Consider the following 14757-nt stretch of genomic DNA (forward strand, 5'->3'; position numbering starts at 1 on the left):
AACCGTACCAGATCCGTTTCCGTCTCCGGCCCCCTGTTGGAGCGGGGTTCGGCCGCTTCGCTTTCGCTTTTCGACCTTTCCGACTTTATCAGATCTTCTTTCGTTCCGGGCGGCTCCGGAAGGGAGCTGCGGTCGGTTCGAATTTCGTTCCGATTCCCCGTCGGCGGGGTGTCCACTACGTTAGCGGAATTCCTCGGTGACGCCTAATCAGACGCCCGGAATGAATTTCGACATGCGGAATTCGATCCCGTTGAGGGGCCGTGCAGTAGTGAGATGCCGCGATGCGGCGGGATGGCTGCCGCAGAACCGTTCCGGCTCTCTGGCAACTCGAAGAACTTACACGATGCTACGGGTGCGGCGCGACTGGGGGGTACGTCCTCCATGGTTCGAGCCATCCCGGGCGGCGAGGTCGCCGGACCACCTGGTCGCCGGGGGCACCTACGATGCAGGCGCATTTCGATGGCCTGTGCCGTGCCAGCGCACGCGCAGTGGTGAGCCTGCTGCGAGGGGTCTTCGGCTCGGAAACGGACTGCCGAACGAGCGTCACGGCCAGACTTGCGCCCTCCAGGTTGCTTGCTGGGCAGGTGGCCCGCAGCCGGGCTGAAGCGAGGCAGCTCCTCGTCAGGACCAGGTACCTCAACCGCCTCTTCACGCCCGCTCGGACGTTGCGGCCCCCTTACCGAAGGTCCCCCAGCAGCGTTTCCAGTACGGCCTCTTCCTCTATGCGCAGCCCGTGTTCAGCGAGGGCGGGTGCCAGATCCGGGTCCCATGGTGACGGGGCCGGCTTTCCGGACAGGAGCTGCGCATCTGGCCCAGCCGCCGATACCGCCTCGCGGTAGTCGTCAGCCCTGTAGTGCCAGGGCTGCCACGGCACGTGAGACAGCAATGTCGTGGCAATGCGCAAGCCACCCCAGTCGAAGTCGCCGTGGTAGCGGAAGGCAGCGCCGAGCTCGTGTAGACGGCCGAGAAGGGTCAGAGCAGCAGCCGACGGTTGGCCCTGGAGGCAGACCAGCGGTCGGCCGTCCGGGCCGTAGGCGTCCGCCGCAGCCGACAGGACCGCAGGGTTCTCACAGATGTGGACCACAGGCGGTGCCGTCCTCGACGGACGGTGGGCGAGCTGTCTGAGGGTCAGTACGCATGGATCACCCATGTCGGCCATCCAGTCCAGAGCCGGGGTGCCGCGAAGGTTGAGAGTGAGAACCGTCGACGAGACGTCGTCCCGCAGGAGGCCGGCGGAAGCCCACGCGGCCCGCCGCCAGGCCGCTCCGGTTCCCTCGGGGTGGCCGGTCAACGCGCGGACGCCAGAGAGGACAAGGGTGGCAAGCGACGTGCCGTTGTCGAGTGCATGTGCATTTCCCAAAGCGTCCGCGGCGAAGACCGACAGGGAGCGCGCCGGTTCGGCAGGCAGTTCCCGTAGTACGCGGACGGCCTGATCAAGCAGCAGGCGAGCGGAGTCGGGCGTACGGGCGACACGCCGCACGAGGCCCTCGTCACGAACACGCGCGGCCCACCCTGCGAGACCTGGAAGGTCGTCCGCAAGCCGGGTGAGGGGCGCGTACGCCTCCTCCCAGGCCCGCTCGTCGCTCCGGCGGGCCTCCGCGAGGAGAACGACGGGACCCGTGAGTGCGATGACGGCCGCGGACAGGCCCTCAGGGCTGATGCCGGATCTGCGCAGTACGGCATCCACCGCGTCGAGCCGTACCGTCAGCGACGCACCACCACCCGGAGCCCGTCCCAGCAGCCGCTCGGCCGCGGCACGCTGCGCGAGCGTGGGAGCGGCGAGGGACACCGATCCGGTGAGCAGCTTTCCGCGTTCGAGCCGGCGGCGTGCGCGCTCCAGCAGCCACGCCAGATCGGGGCCCCCGAGGAGCCGGTGCAGGCGGTCATCGTCGGCTGCCGGCCACGTCATGTCCACAGGAACTCCGGTTCCTGTTCCGCCGGCCGCACCGGATCTTCCTGCCGGGTACGGGCCGTCCCGTCCCACTCCCAGCGGGTGACGAGGACGGCAGCCACCTCGTCGACGCGGGAAAGCTGGGCGATGGCGATGCCCGGCACCTGCGGGTAGCAGGCCCATTCCCGCTCACTGGTCATGACGACGTCCAGGTCGAAGGCATGCAGAAGCCCGAGGCATTTGGCGCGGGAGTCGTCGTCGACTCCCGCGAACGCCTCGTCGAGGGTGACGAGCCGTGGCGCATGCGGGCTCCCCGCACTCGCGTAGTGCGAGGAAGCTGCGGCGAACAGTGGTACGGATACGGCGAGTACGCGTTCACCGCCCGAAGCCGGCCCAGTGGCGGGTACCCAGCGACCGTGCTGCCAGCGCTCGACGGCGAACTCGTGCCACGAGCGGTAGTCCAGGGCAGCCGCAAGGTGCTCCGACCAGCTGCCCGCCGTGTCCTCCGTCTGCTGGCGGGCGATCTGCGTCTGCAGGAACTCCCCGACTGCGGCCCGGTCCTCGGGAGTCCAGGCATCGGCCGTCTGAAGCAGCCGGCCACGGGCCTGGGCAAGGCCCGCGGGAGCCTTGCGGGAGGCTCGCCATACCAGCCGCAGCGTCATGCCGGTGGATGTCGGGCGCTCCTCCAGCTCGGCGTTCATGGCCAATACCTTGCGTTCCGCGGCCCCGATGAGTTCCTGGAGAGTGCCCGCGACTTCGGTGATGAGGTGGGTTTCGAGGATCTCGCGTTCGTGCGCGGAGAGGATGCGGGTGAGTTCGCCGACCTCCACGGCCAGCGCGTCGGCGAGTTCAGGCACGGCCCGCTCACGGCCCTGGTACACGATGTCGACGACCATGCCGTCCTCGACCATCCGGGCCGAGGCGGTGTGGCCGTGGCGGGACAGCGCGTCCTGGAGCGTCTTGAACTCCTCACTCAGACGCCGTTGCACGCGTTCCCAGGCCCCGTCCGAGTCGTCGGTGGCCGCCAGCTCCGCCTCCAGGGACCGGGAGAGTGCGATGGCCGGGGTGGCTGCCCAGGGGCCGTCGCCCGCCGCGGGTACGGGGAGCTCGGGAAGCGCGACCGTGATGAGCCCGGTGGTCGCGAAACGCTGGAGCGCGGCGATGGCCTCCGAACGCGCGGCCACAGCACCGGTGACGTCCTTCTCCAGCTGTTCGATCCGCCCTTGAGCCCGGTTGGCCCGCCCGTCTGCCTGCATGCGGCTGTCCTGGCACCGCAGTTGCTCTGCCGCGCAGCCGCGCAGAGACTGAGCGGCCTCGGCGAGCCGCCGCTCCAGCTCGGCCACGGCCGCACCCACAGTCGAGCGCAGCGTGACAAGCCGCTCATCGGCGGCTGCCACCTCGCGAGCGATCGCCTGCGTGCGAAGGCCGAGTTCAGCGGAGCGCTCCGCCACCCGGCCGACCTCTTCCCGTTCCTCCCCCACCTGCTGGGCCGCTTCCGTCCGCTCGCGCAGTGCGGGCCAGAGCGCAGCCAGCACTGCGGCGAGTTCGGTGAGCGCCTGCCGAACGCCCGCCAAGGCCGGACGGTCCGCGGGCAGTCCCAGATCGGCTGCCGCCTCATGCAGGTCGGCGTTGGCCCGCTCGACCGGTTCGGCCGCGGCCAGCACTTCGGTGGCCCGCTCCTCACGACGGGCCCTTGTCCGGCGGCCGGTCTCGGCGGCCGCCGCGGCGCGGGCGTGGGATCGGGTCAACGCGGTCTCGTCCGGCACGGCGGCAAGCTCGGCGTCGAGGGTGCAACGGCGAGCCGCCAACGCCTGCACCTCAGCCGAGACGCACGCCGAGTCCCCGCGGAGGACGTCCAGTTCGGCGCGCAGGGCGTGGGCGCGGATGCGCCGCGCGGCCTCCCGGGCGCCTTCACCGATGTACTCGGCTGCCGGCTTGGCCCAGCGACCGGTGAGGGCACCGACGCGGTAGGTTCCGTCCACCGCGGCCCACGTGTCCCCCGCCGTCCTCGTACTCCTCCGTACGGCATCCGGCGTTTCCGTGCCCGCGGTCGTGATCCCGGCAGTCGCACCGAGGCCGATCGCCGCGAGCAGACGGGCCACCGCTTCCTCCCCCACGGCGGCTGCCCGGGCATCGCCCCGGTCCACGGCCGGGCGCAGGACGGTGATGAGCGACGGTCCGTCAACTGGCCCCGTTTTCGGGTCGAGAAGCACATCATGGCCGTCCACGGCGAGGGCTTCGCCCTCGGGGGACACCCATGCATCCAGCAGTCCGGCCGCTTCGAGGGCCGCCTCCAGCCCTGCCCGGTCACGGTCTTCGACCTGGTCCTGGAAGTCGATCAGCCGCCACAGGGGAGCGCCCGCCATCTCGTCGCGAAGGCCCGGCGTCCGTGTGGGCGGTGTCACCGGCCCGCGCCCGCCACCGGCCTCCAGGGATGCGAGTTCCTCCTCCGCCTGACGCGTACGAGCAGCCAGGCTGTTCCGGCGCTGCGCCGCTTGCGCCGTTTGCTCGGCGAGCACCGCTGCCGTGGCGGTGTGCGCCTGCGCTGCGTGCCGCCTGGCCGGGTTGGGGCCGTCCTGGTGCCGAGTCCACTCCTGGAGCTCGTCCAACAGCCCGGTGAGGTCGACGTAGGCAAGCGCCTCGCACCGGCCCGCATGCTCACGTACGGCATCGACCAGGGCTCGCCCCTCGGCCGTCACGGCCTCATCGGCCGTGTTCTGGGCCTCGTCGGCCTGCGCCAGGTCGGTCTCCGCCTCGTCGAGCCGCAGCACAGCCTTCCGGTGTTCGGCCGCAGCCTCGTCGGCCCGGTCCACGAGGCCCTCCATGTGTGCGAGGGTGCGGTGCCGGCGGTCGGTCGCATCGGCTACCGCGGCACGTAGCTCGGCCGTCGCCAGTTCCTCGTCCCCGGGCAGCTCCAGTCGGGCTGCGGCAGCTGCTTCCCGCGCACTGCGGAACGTGTGCCCGGCCTGCTCGTGTGCGACCCGGAGCCGGTTCTCGGCGGTGCCGAGGCGGCCGAGCGCCCGGGTGTGCTGCGCAAGGGCCTCTTCTTGATCCGCGCGTGCCTGGCCATGGGCCTTCGCGGAACGCTCCAACGCCTGTGTGGCGCGCTCCAGTTCACGGGCGTTGCGCATCTCCGGACCTTCGCGCAGGGCGGCCTCCGCCGCCTCCAACCTCGCCTGCGTCTCGGTCAGCTCAGTGATGCGCTCGCCGATGGCGTCCCGCTCACTCTCGGCCTCGGACTTCTCGGTTTGTGCCGCCGTGAGATCACGCAGGAGCTGCTCGTACTTCGAGTGTTCGGTCCGTGGAAGGCGTGCCCGGCGGCGGGAGGCGATGCGCGCGTAGCGCCGGTAGTGGTCGAGGAACGCGGAGGCGGCGCGCTCGGCGGCCCCGGCTGCCCGCAGCTCCTCCTTCTCCTCATCCAGGGAACGGAAGGCTTCCGCCACGTCCGCGATCACGGCCTGGTCCATGGGCGGCAAGGCCTCGGTGAGGGCGCGGGAGAGAGCGGCCTCGTTGGGGCGCTTGGACAGCTGGGGCTGGCGCAGCTGAATGAGCAGGTCCACCAGGGCCCCGTAGCGCTGCTCACCGAGACCGAACAGTGCCTCGTCGACGGCGCGGCGATATGCCTTGGCCCGGTCGTAGACCATTCCGTGTCCGGATACCGCCTCGATGAGCCGGTCTCGGGACAGCACGGTAGCGGTGGCGTCGAGGAGGCTGAGGGAGCCCTGTGAGCGCGCCTCGGCTGGTGCGTGGTCGATCCGCTGCGCGGTCACCGCCCACCAGTGACGGGCGATGCCCCGCCCGCTGACGGCCTTGAGGCCGCAGACGAGCGTACGGAAGTCTTCCTCCCCGCTCACCTCGTCGCGGCGCCCGAACTCGACCCAGGTGTAGCCGAGTCGTTCGGAGTGAGGGTGCTTGCCCCCTAGGAGGAGGTTCCACTCCATCCGCTTGCCCGCGTCCCCGTCCGGCTCGACCCGGCGGGCGCTGAGGTCTCCGTCGAGGAGGAAGGGCAGGGTCAGGGCGAGCACCTTGGACTTGCCCGTGCCGTTGTTCCCGCGGAGCAGCAGCCTGCCGTCACGGAAGTGGAATTCCTCCACGTCGTAGTGGAAGAGGTCGACGAGACCCATCCGCAGGGGCTGCCAGCGGGAGCGCGCAGGGGTCGGAAGTCCGTTACAGGGGATCACCGTCGGCCTGCCTTTCGCGGTGCGGGCACCGCGGTGGTGGCCGCCGCCCCGGGGTGGATGACGACGGTCGGACCGACCGCGTACCGGGCGAGTGCCGGGCGGGGCACGACCCCCTCAGGGTTACGGGAGATCAGGCCGAGGGCGGCGAGCCTCGCGACCGCCTGCTCCACCAGTTCTCCCTCGGCTCCCGGCTCCCGCGCGGACTTGGACCAGAAGCCGCCGTGCTCCGAGGCCAGGTCGGCCACACGACGCTCCAGAGCGGCTGTGGTGACGAATCCCCCGGCTGCCGTGAGGTGCTCGGCGAGCAGCAGGGTGACGTGACCGTGGGTCCCCGATTCCGGCATGCGGATGTCGGTGAGGTCGTCCTCGGGGTCGACCATGGCAATGCCCTCGGCCCGGACCTCGGCGACCAACCCGGTCAGTTCGGTGATCCGCGCAGTGAGGAAGCCGCGCTGGCGGGTGAGATAGCCCAGCTCGGCGTCGGTCAGTTCGTCGTAGTAGAGCACGGGGTCGTCCAGCAGCCGACGGGTCAGCGCGCGGCGCATCGCACGAAAACGCAGCTCGTCACTGTCGAGGGCCGTCTCAGCGGTGAGCTCGGCCAGGCGCTCTTCCATCGCCCGGGCTCGGATCGTGGAGGGGCCCCGGCGGGTGGCGAGCAGTCCGGCGAGCACGCGCCGTTCGACGTCGTACAGGACGTCGCCGGCTCCGCTGACGTACGCGTCCTCGTCGCCGGCGACCCGCCGCAGGACCCCGAGGCCGAGCAGGAGCCGTACGACGGCTGCCAGGTCGAGCCGCTCCTCTCGACGGTCCAGGGTGAACCGAATCCCTGCGGCCGCGAGTTGGGGGTCGGCGGCGTCGAGGACGACCTGATCGGCGAGTCGGCCCAGTGCGATCTGCGCCTCGCCCCGTTCGAGGGCGGCGAGGGCGAGGCACAGCAGGACGTACCGGCGCCGGGTGAACGGTGCGGCGCTCCGTGTGGCCTCGCGGGCCGGATGGGTGGCGTCGGTGAGGCGTACCGGGACCTTGCCGAGCCTCGCCGTCTCGGCATCGACCTGGAGGGGCCAGCCGGTGTTGCGGTCGAACCACTCGCGCAGCTCGGAGGCGTGCCGCCGGACGAGACGGAACTCGTCGGCGTGCGTGCCGTGCGCGAGCAGCAGGGGATGTTTCAGGAGGGCGCGGGCGGCCTTGCGCAGTTCGGCGGCGTGCTGCCCGTCCAGCACTTCGGCGAGCGGGGTGGTCACGGTCCCATGCTCCCTTCCTCTTGGCCCTCGGTGAGGTCGACGATCTCGATGGTGTGGTCGGGGCCGCGGAACACACCGCCCGGTGTGCGGACCTCGGCGGTGGACCCGTCGGTGACGGCAGTGAGCCGGATCTCCATGGATCCGTCGTTGCTGGTGGCCACGGTGTGCGTCATACCGGGGCGCCAGGTGGCCAGTGCGTCGCCGAGGAGCTGGAGGAACAGCCGGAAGCTGGTGGGGTCGAGCTCACCGAGCCCGGACAGTCTGACGATGCCGTCGGTGGCGAGCCGGGCCCGTGCGGCCGCGGTCTCCGCGGCCTGCTTGGCGGCCGTCTCGGCGAGCAGGCGCCGCGCCTCCTGCCGGTCCTCCACCTTGCGGGGCTTGCCGCGCCGTTCGTAACTGCCGGTGCGGCGCAGCTGCGGGCTGATGTGCAGCGGCTCGGCGTCGGCCCACGCGGTGGCCGCGGGTTGCGGGCGGGCGAGCCGGGCGGCCAGGGTCTCGGCGTCCACGGAGAGGTGCCGTGCCGGGTACAGCCCGAAGGCGGTGCGCCACAGCCGGTGTCGGGCGTCGTTGTCGGGGGCCTCGGCGAACCACCGGGCGAGGGTCCGGAAATCGGCGGACCGGTCCGAGCGCCCGGCCCGACGTTCGTTCAACGACCGTACGACGGCCAGCAGTTGCGGGATCGCGCCCAGCGCCCGGCCGCGCAGCAGCCGGGCCTGCGACTCCCGGCCGTCCCGGCTGAGGAACCAGGCCGCGAGTCCGGCCCACCGGCCGGCCCACCGCTCGTACGCGGCCTGCTCGGCATGCGCCACCTCCTGCGGAGTGGCATCGGCGGCCTCACGGCGCGCGGCGGCCAGCAACAGGGGTTGGATCCGGCCCTCGCTCTCCAGCTCCAGAATCAGCCGGGCGATGCGTCCGCCGAGGGTGATCAGATCTTGGATGAAGCGTTCCAGGTACTGGATGAGCTGGTCCTTGTAGGCGAGGAAGACGTCTTCCCCGACCTCATGGAGGTCGATGGTCCGCTGAAGTGAGCCCATGAAGGCCCGCGCGTTGTCGGCGAGCGCGGCAAAGCGGCTGGCGAGCCCGTCGAGCGCGAGATGGGTCTTGGCCGGATCCGGTTCCTCTTCGGCGGCGAGCACGAGGAGCGCGCGCAACTGCGTCACGATGTCGCGCAACGCGACGGCCTGAAGCGCACCCCGCCGCCCCAGCGCCTCGTCGTATGCGGACAGGGCCCGCTCGGCCGCCTCCCCCTCACGTGTGAGCTGGTAGATGAACCGCTTGCGGTAGAAGTCCTCCACGGCGGTGACCCGCCCGGTGTCGGGATCGGCCCGCAGGTTCCCCCAGCCCACAAGGCTGTCAAGCGCCTTGACCACCGCATCGAGCTCCTCAGGCCGGACATCCGAGTGCAGCCCGGCCTGCACATCCTCGGGCCGCAGATGCACGGCAAACCGCTCCTTGGCGACGAGGAAGGCCCGCATCACCGCGCGGTAGAGCAGCACGTTCGGGGCGGTGAGGTGCGCGAACGGGCCGTACCCGGCCGGCAGGCCCTCCGGCCGGGGAGAAGTCATATCCATCGCCTGTCATTCTCCCGACCCTCCGACCATGATCGAAAGGGACGAAAGTAATTGACCGAATTACGCCTAGTTCTGACCGCACCAGCGACCTGGCTGACGGCTGGCACCTCGGTCGTCAGCCAGGTCGGATCGCACACCGTTCCCACCATGACCGGCCGACATCGAGTTCACCGTTCAACGGCGGACAGCGAGCACTGCGAGGCCACTGACAGGAAAGAGAGTAGGCCGTCCGTGACCGCGCGGGGGTCTCATCTCGGTGGCGTCGGGACGAGGCCCCCGGTGGTGCTGTCGTAGGTTCAAGTGGCGCAGAGTTCCTTCAGGCGTCCCGAGTCCTGAAGAGCATTACCGCAGACACGCCCTTCAATGCGATCACGGCGAAGAAGGCCAAACCTCCCGCAAGCGGACCCAGTTGGGAAGCGTTGTCCAAGAGTGTGCCGTCCGTGCCGGGTACCCCTGTCATGGCGTTGCCCGCTGTGAAGGGCAGGAAGCTGGACGCAGTGGTCAACAGTGCCTGCCCGGAAGACCTCAGGGCGGCTCGCAGCATCGGTTCAACCACCAGAGGGACCGCAAGCAGGGTGAGGAGTGCCGCTGTCTGGGAACGGATCATCGTGCCCAGGGCGACCCCGGCGAGGCCCCAGCCCAGGACGAGCAGGACCTGTCCAAGGTGGACGCGGACGAGCAGAGGAAGTGACACCCCCTCCCAGCGGTCCCCACCGATCAACGGAAGTGCCACCAGCCAGGCCACCGCGAGATTCGCGAAGGCGAGAAGGGTACTGAAGGCACCGATCGACAAGGCCTTGGCGGCGAAAGCGGTCACGCGGTGGGGCGTTACCGCGAGCGTGGTGCGGATGGTCCCGTAGCGGTGTTCATGCCCCATGGCGAAGACGCCTAGGACCCCAGCGATCACAGGTGTGACGGGAGACTTCGTCAGCATGATGACCAGCGCTTCGGTGACAGGCGGGGCTTGGCCCACCTCCGTCGCCATGTTCCCCAGCAGGGCCCCGAAGGCCCAAGCCAGCGCAGCGGTCACCAACAGCGTGGTGACGGCCAGCCACCATGTGCTGCGCAGCGTGCGGAGCCGACACCATTCGTAGGCGAGTGCGAGTCTCACGCAGTCACCTTCTCTCCGTCCGCACCGGAACCAACGGCGTCGTAGTCCGTCTTCCCTGCGGAGGCATGGAGGAAGGCCGTCTCCAGCGTCGCTGTCTCGGTGCGCAGTTCATAGACGAAGATCCCGCAAGCGGCGGCGATCTCTGCGATGCGGCGCTGGGACACTCCGCGAACTACGAGAAGCTCGTGGTCCCGTTCGGCCACCGTGCCGCCTTCATGGGCCACAGCGCCGGCGAGCTTGTCGCTTTCGGGAGTGCGGACGTGGACCGATTCGAGATCAAAGGTGCGGACGAATTCGGCCTTGGGGGCGTCGGCGATGAGTCGGCCTCGGCCGATGACGACGAGGCGGTCAGCGACGGCCTCCACTTCGGAGAGCAGGTGCGAGGAAACCAGAACGGATTTCCCGCTGGCGGCGTACTGGGTGAGGAAAGACCTGAGCCAGTGGATTCCTTGCGGATCCAGACCATTTGCGGGCTCGTCGAGGATGAGGGTGTCCGGGTCGCCCAGCAGCGCCACCGCCAGCCCCAGCCGCTGGCTCATCCCCAAAGAGAATCCTCGGGGACGCGCTGCGGCGACCGGGGCGAGCCCCACTGCCTCCAGTACCTGCTCGGCACGTTCGGCCGGCAGTCCAGCACCCTTGGCGACCATCCGGAGGTGGTTGAGGGCCGATCGTCCGGGGTGGAACGATTTCGCATCGAGCATCGCCCCCACGCGTCGTGCGGGGAAGCGCAATCGGCGGTAGGGCATGCCGTCGAAGAGCGTTAACCCCTCCCCTTCATCCAGTCCCAGCATCAGCCGCATGGTCGTCGACTTGCCGGCGCCGTTGGGGCCGAGGAATCCCGTGATCCTGCCGGGTTCCACGCGGAAGGACAGGTTGTCCACCACTGTCCTGTCGCCGAATCGTTTGGTGAGCCCGTGGACCTCGATCACTGCCATGTCACTCCGGTTCTCAAGGGTGCAGATGAAATTCGTCCGTCACCGTGAGCCCCGGAGGGAGCGTGTGACTGATGAGAAGCACGAGACGCTCGCCGCCCCATTGGCAGATCTCCTCGGCGACTTTCTCCACGCTTTCCTGGTCGATCCCGTTGAACGGCTCGTCGAGGACGACACAGTCGAAGTCGCCCAGGGTGCACATGACGTACCAGAGCTTGCGGGTGTTGCCTGTGGACAGCGTCTTCGCAGCATGATCGAGCCACGGCTCCAGGCCGAGGCGCACTGCACGGATCAAGCCGGCTTCCATGTCCGCTCTGGCGCACCGGGAGGCGAGGACGATGTGGTCTCGTACTGTCATGTCCGGGTACAGGGCGGGCTGCGTACGGCAGATCCGGCGTGCAGAGCGGGCCTCGGGTGTGCCCGCGTCCATGCCGTTGATCTGTACGGTTCCCTGCCAGGGGGGCAGGTAGCCGGAGCAGAGCTCAACAAGAGTGGATTTTCCTGCGCCGTTGCCCCCTTGCACCCAGACCAGCGACCTTCCCTTGAAGGAGGCGGACAGCCCGGAGAGCACCGGCTTTCCCTCGGTGTAGCCCACTGTCACATCGCGGATCTCAATGGCAGCGTTCTGATGCGACGGCCGATGCACGTGATCCCTCCTCCAAGAAGACAGACGCAGTAAAGGGCAGCCAGGAGGCGCGGGAGCGGCGACTGCGCGTAGCAGCCCGCGAGGGACGGCAGAGCCAGTCCGATCGAAACACAGGCCACGAAGACACCCGGAGTGCTTGTGCCGTCGACCAGCCTTTTCGGGGCCGTTGTCAACGATTCGGCGATCAGGGTGGCGGACAGGACGGACACTCCCAGGAACGGCAGTTGCCACAGCAGCGTGCCGCTTGCCAGCCAGGCAGCAGCCGCCACACCACTGGTAAGGGTCAGCACATGGGCGGTGTAGTAAAGGACGGCGCTCACCGAGATGTTGCGCTGGGAGAGCATGTTCTCCCAGGCGAACCGGAACTGTGGGCCGAGGGCTGTCGGCCCACAGGTGGCGAGCAGCAGCTCGACGCAGCCCAGCAGCATGACGAAGCAGAGGATGACGGCGATGCGCGTCAGGGGCCGCTCCATACCGGCGAGGGGTGGCCGGCCCGTTTCCGAGGCGCGTACCCCGACCAGAAGCAGCCCGGCCATGAGCAGCGCCAGATACATCCGCCTCACCAGTGGATATGTTCGGCTGGTGGTGAACTGCCGGTGCACGACGGGCAGGAGCGGGAGACGCCTGGGTCGGAAGTCCATGGGGGGCGCGGTGGTGGGTCGCCTTGTCGGGCGGATGGCGAAGGACGCTCGGTCCAGGCTCCGGTAGTGGTGGATGACGTACACACCGGCCGCGACGAACAGCAGCGCACTCGTTGTGCCACTGGTGATGACCAGCATGAGCGGCTGATCCGCAGCAACGCTGGGAGCGGCCTGGAAGGCTGTCCCGGGTGCGTTGCCCGCCGGCAGAGCACCGAGGAATCGTCCCGTGAAGAGTCCTGCCATGACGCAGGCGACACCCAGCGCGCCCACCGTCTTGAGTCCTGCCGAGGGCGTGGAGCCGGCGTGCGAGGCCATCCGGACGGACACTGCCAGGGTGAGGGTGAAGAGCGCGAGTGGCACGCACAGCAATCCCAGGGCCCCCTGGCCCAAGGCGCCCCGGTAGACCACGAGGAACGCCGTGTCGAGGGTCAGCAACGCTCCATAGAACACCGCGATCCGGGCGAGGCAGTACACCAGAAAGACGTCCCGCGCCCTGATGTCCAGGGCGCGAAAGAAGCCTTCGTTGGGGCTTCCACTCACGCTGTGCCGCCTCCGGGAGAACGCCTCACGCAACAAGTAGGCACCTCCTGCGTACAGATGAACGAGCAGGAACGCGGCACCGATGACGACGGGCGGGAGCTGGACCGCCTTGCGCAGCACCCCGAAGCCGAACAGTGAACCAGCCAGCAGGAGCGGCAGGACCAACGCGTAGCCGAAGGCGCACAGTTGCGCAAAGGTGCGCAGTGGCATGTTCCAGCCCAGTGCGTTCAACCTCTCGAAGAGGAAGAAGTCGAGGGTGTTGCGCAGCGCAGGCGGTGAGGAGGAAGTCCTGGGTGGCGGAAGGGGCGTCATGTCAGAAGCGGTTCCGTGACCGGTTGTCCGACTCCTCGGCGCGGAGCAACGTGGCCTGGACGCACATCAGCAGGGATACGGCTATGGACGGGACCAGCAGGTACTTCAGTGGCGTACCGGCTGCCGCCCCTCCGAGGGCGGCGGCATGGCAGGCGGCCGCCATCGGGAAGGCCGCCAGCGTCGCCTGGGGCGACGCCTTCCGCAGGACGAGCACAGTGAGCAGCGGAACCACGGCACCCACGGCGCTGATCGCCGACAGTGCCCACGGCGGCACGGCCGTTGACGCCGTCGAGTGCTGTGCCGCCAGGAGGACGGCGGCGCCGAGACCGGTGACCGCGACGGCAGCCGCGGCACCGCCCCCGACCGCCGGGTGCTTGGCGTTGATGCGCATTTCCTCTTTCCCCTGTTCGTTACGGTTCTTGACGGCAGATCAGACGAGGAGCGAGAGGCCCGCCACTCCGCAGGAGAAGGCGAAGACCGTGATAATGCTGCGCCTTCCGCGGCCGGCCCAGTGCCCTCGGAAGAGGAACGGTGCGGCCAGGGCGATCACCAGCACGTACACGTAGTAGTAGCCGGTCTCCTTCGGAGACGAGACTCCCAGCGCGGAACTCACCACGTACACGGGAAGTGTGCACAGTACGGCGATGGCGAAGAAGAGCCCGAAGCCGCGCTTCCCGCCGACCTTCCTTCGTGCACTGAAGATCTTCTTCTCCACCATGGCCGCGAGTGAGTAGAAGATCCCGAGCAGGAGCATGGACAGCAGCACGGCGAGCAACAGGCCGACGTTGACGGCCAGAGCCTCCATGCTCTTGTCCTCGACCTTGCCCGCCAATCCACTGTCTCGAAGCTCGTCGCGGACCACGTCGTGCACTGTGGGCATTCTCAGTAAGAGAGCCCCGACCGTGAGCGCGTAGGCGATCAACCAGAACACTCGGTCCGTTGGGCCGGGTTCGCGACTTCTTCCGGTGTGCCTGTCCGCATCCTTGGTGCCCTGCTCCGCGGGCGTCGGCGGCTCCTTCGAGCCCACGGGCCCAGGAGCCGGCGCCGCTGCCTGCATGTGACTTTCCCCAATCCGCCTTGTTTACCGAGAGGTTATGACGAGCGACTCCACGACGGCCGCTACCAGGATGACCGCGACGGCGCCGCCGAACGCCTTGAGGGAAGGCCCGAGCGCGTCGACGTAGGACCGCAGCGGCGACTTTCCATGCGCGGCACCGCCCAGCGCACTACCCTCCCCTGCTACCAGGGGAAGGAGGCCGGCGGAGGCGGCGAGCAGCAGCCCGAGGAATTCGAGCGGCGCGTACAGCGCGACGGGCGGCTGGCCAAGGCCCCTGGGACGCCGTGGCCGGGAAGCCGCTCGGCAGGCCGGCCTCACCGCGCGCAGCCTGGCCCTCCGCGAGCGTTTGTGGTGGACAGCCGCCGTAGGACTGGACCGAAAGCGCGGAACTCCACTTTTGGGCAGGACGCATCGAGACCGGCGCGGGTGCCGGGATGATGGTCGGCGGATCAGCAGGTGCCGGGGGGCCTGTGCATCACTGGCGTCGGCCGCCCGGCCGGTGCTCCCGTAAGCGTTGCAAGCGTGCAAGGGCGCACTCCAGCGTGGTCAGGATCAGATCGGCGTCCGCGCAGGCGGAGGTCTCCCAGGCCGCCACCCGGCGAGAGATCGCGTCCCGGATCGCCGAGAGCCACAA

General features: G+C 69.3%; 11 protein-coding genes. All 11 read right to left on the reverse strand.

Features of this window, described 5'->3' with window-relative positions; all coding sequences use genetic code 11:
* Positions 1–676: 676 nt before the first annotated feature.
* The 11 genes from ACIQE0_RS28705 to ACIQE0_RS28755 all read right to left on the reverse strand — a co-directional run bounded on the left by ACIQE0_RS28705 (position 677) and on the right by ACIQE0_RS28755 (position 14757).
* The gene (locus tag ACIQE0_RS28705; RefSeq protein WP_402337881.1) at positions 677–1909 is read right to left on the reverse strand and encodes a TIGR02679 family protein; all 1233 of its coding nucleotides are present in this window, start codon (positions 1907–1909) and stop codon (positions 677–679) included.
* A complete protein-coding gene (locus ACIQE0_RS28710) occupies positions 1906–6015 on the reverse strand; it encodes a TIGR02680 family protein (RefSeq protein WP_402337644.1) in 4110 nt (1369 codons plus the stop codon). The genes ACIQE0_RS28705 and ACIQE0_RS28710 overlap by 4 nt, the downstream gene beginning before the upstream one ends.
* 53 nt (positions 6016–6068) lie before the next feature.
* Positions 6069–7313 carry a TIGR02678 family protein gene (locus ACIQE0_RS28715; RefSeq protein WP_402337647.1) on the reverse strand — a complete coding sequence of 415 codons (1245 nt, stop codon included), beginning with the start codon at positions 7311–7313 and terminating at the stop codon, positions 6069–6071.
* Positions 7310–8884 carry a TIGR02677 family protein gene (locus ACIQE0_RS28720; RefSeq protein WP_402337650.1) on the reverse strand — a complete coding sequence of 525 codons (1575 nt, stop codon included), beginning with the start codon at positions 8882–8884 and terminating at the stop codon, positions 7310–7312. The genes ACIQE0_RS28715 and ACIQE0_RS28720 overlap by 4 nt, the downstream gene beginning before the upstream one ends.
* 316 nt (positions 8885–9200) lie before the next feature.
* Entirely contained in the window at positions 9201–9995 is a 795-nt protein-coding gene (locus ACIQE0_RS28725) for an ABC transporter permease subunit (protein WP_402337653.1), read from the reverse strand.
* The gene (locus ACIQE0_RS28730) at positions 9992–10930 is read right to left on the reverse strand and encodes an ABC transporter ATP-binding protein (protein WP_402337656.1); all 939 of its coding nucleotides are present in this window, start codon (positions 10928–10930) and stop codon (positions 9992–9994) included. Before ACIQE0_RS28730 ends, ACIQE0_RS28725 begins: the two co-directional genes overlap by 4 nt.
* Before the next feature lie 13 nt (positions 10931–10943).
* On the reverse strand, positions 10944–11573 hold the full coding sequence (locus ACIQE0_RS28735) for an ATP-binding cassette domain-containing protein (protein WP_402337659.1): 630 nt from the start codon (positions 11571–11573) through the stop codon (positions 10944–10946).
* Positions 11525–13066, reverse strand: coding sequence for a hypothetical protein (locus ACIQE0_RS28740; RefSeq protein ID WP_402337662.1), 1542 nt, complete (start codon positions 13064–13066; stop codon positions 11525–11527). Before ACIQE0_RS28740 ends, ACIQE0_RS28735 begins: the two co-directional genes overlap by 49 nt.
* 1 nt (position 13067) lies before the next feature.
* Positions 13068–13457 carry a hypothetical protein gene (locus tag ACIQE0_RS28745; protein WP_366331595.1) on the reverse strand — a complete coding sequence of 130 codons (390 nt, stop codon included), beginning with the start codon at positions 13455–13457 and terminating at the stop codon, positions 13068–13070.
* A gap of 39 nt (positions 13458–13496) precedes the next feature.
* On the reverse strand, positions 13497–13946 hold the full coding sequence (locus ACIQE0_RS28750; protein ID WP_366331596.1) for a hypothetical protein: 450 nt from the start codon (positions 13944–13946) through the stop codon (positions 13497–13499).
* Positions 13947–14598: 652 nt separating this feature from the next.
* Positions 14599–14757: a hypothetical protein gene (locus ACIQE0_RS28755; RefSeq protein ID WP_402337665.1), complete on the reverse strand. Its 159-nt coding sequence runs from the start codon at positions 14755–14757 to the stop codon at positions 14599–14601.

This window comes from Streptomyces sp. NPDC093097 (assembly GCF_044754325.1).
Taxonomy (GTDB): Bacteria; Actinomycetota; Actinomycetes; order Streptomycetales; family Streptomycetaceae; genus Streptomyces.

What these genes read in the sequence shown, in the direction of transcription:
- ACIQE0_RS28740 (WP_402337662.1), bottom strand. Translation starts at nt 13,066, where the DNA reads ATGACGCCCCTTCCGCCACCCAGGACTTCCTCCTCACCGCCTGCGCTG.
- ACIQE0_RS28730 (WP_402337656.1), bottom strand. Translation starts at nt 10,930, where the DNA reads ATGGCAGTGATCGAGGTCCACGGGCTCACCAAACGATTCGGCGACAGG.
- ACIQE0_RS28720 (WP_402337650.1), bottom strand. Translation starts at nt 8,884, where the DNA reads ATGGATATGACTTCTCCCCGGCCGGAGGGCCTGCCGGCCGGGTACGGC.
- ACIQE0_RS28705 (WP_402337881.1), bottom strand. Translation starts at nt 1,909, where the DNA reads ATGACGTGGCCGGCAGCCGACGATGACCGCCTGCACCGGCTCCTCGGG.
- ACIQE0_RS28710 (WP_402337644.1), bottom strand. Translation starts at nt 6,015, where the DNA reads ATGGGTCTCGTCGACCTCTTCCACTACGACGTGGAGGAATTCCACTTC.
- ACIQE0_RS28750 (WP_366331596.1), bottom strand. Translation starts at nt 13,946, where the DNA reads ATGCCCACAGTGCACGACGTGGTCCGCGACGAGCTTCGAGACAGTGGA.
- ACIQE0_RS28745 (WP_366331595.1), bottom strand. Translation starts at nt 13,457, where the DNA reads ATGCGCATCAACGCCAAGCACCCGGCGGTCGGGGGCGGTGCCGCGGCT.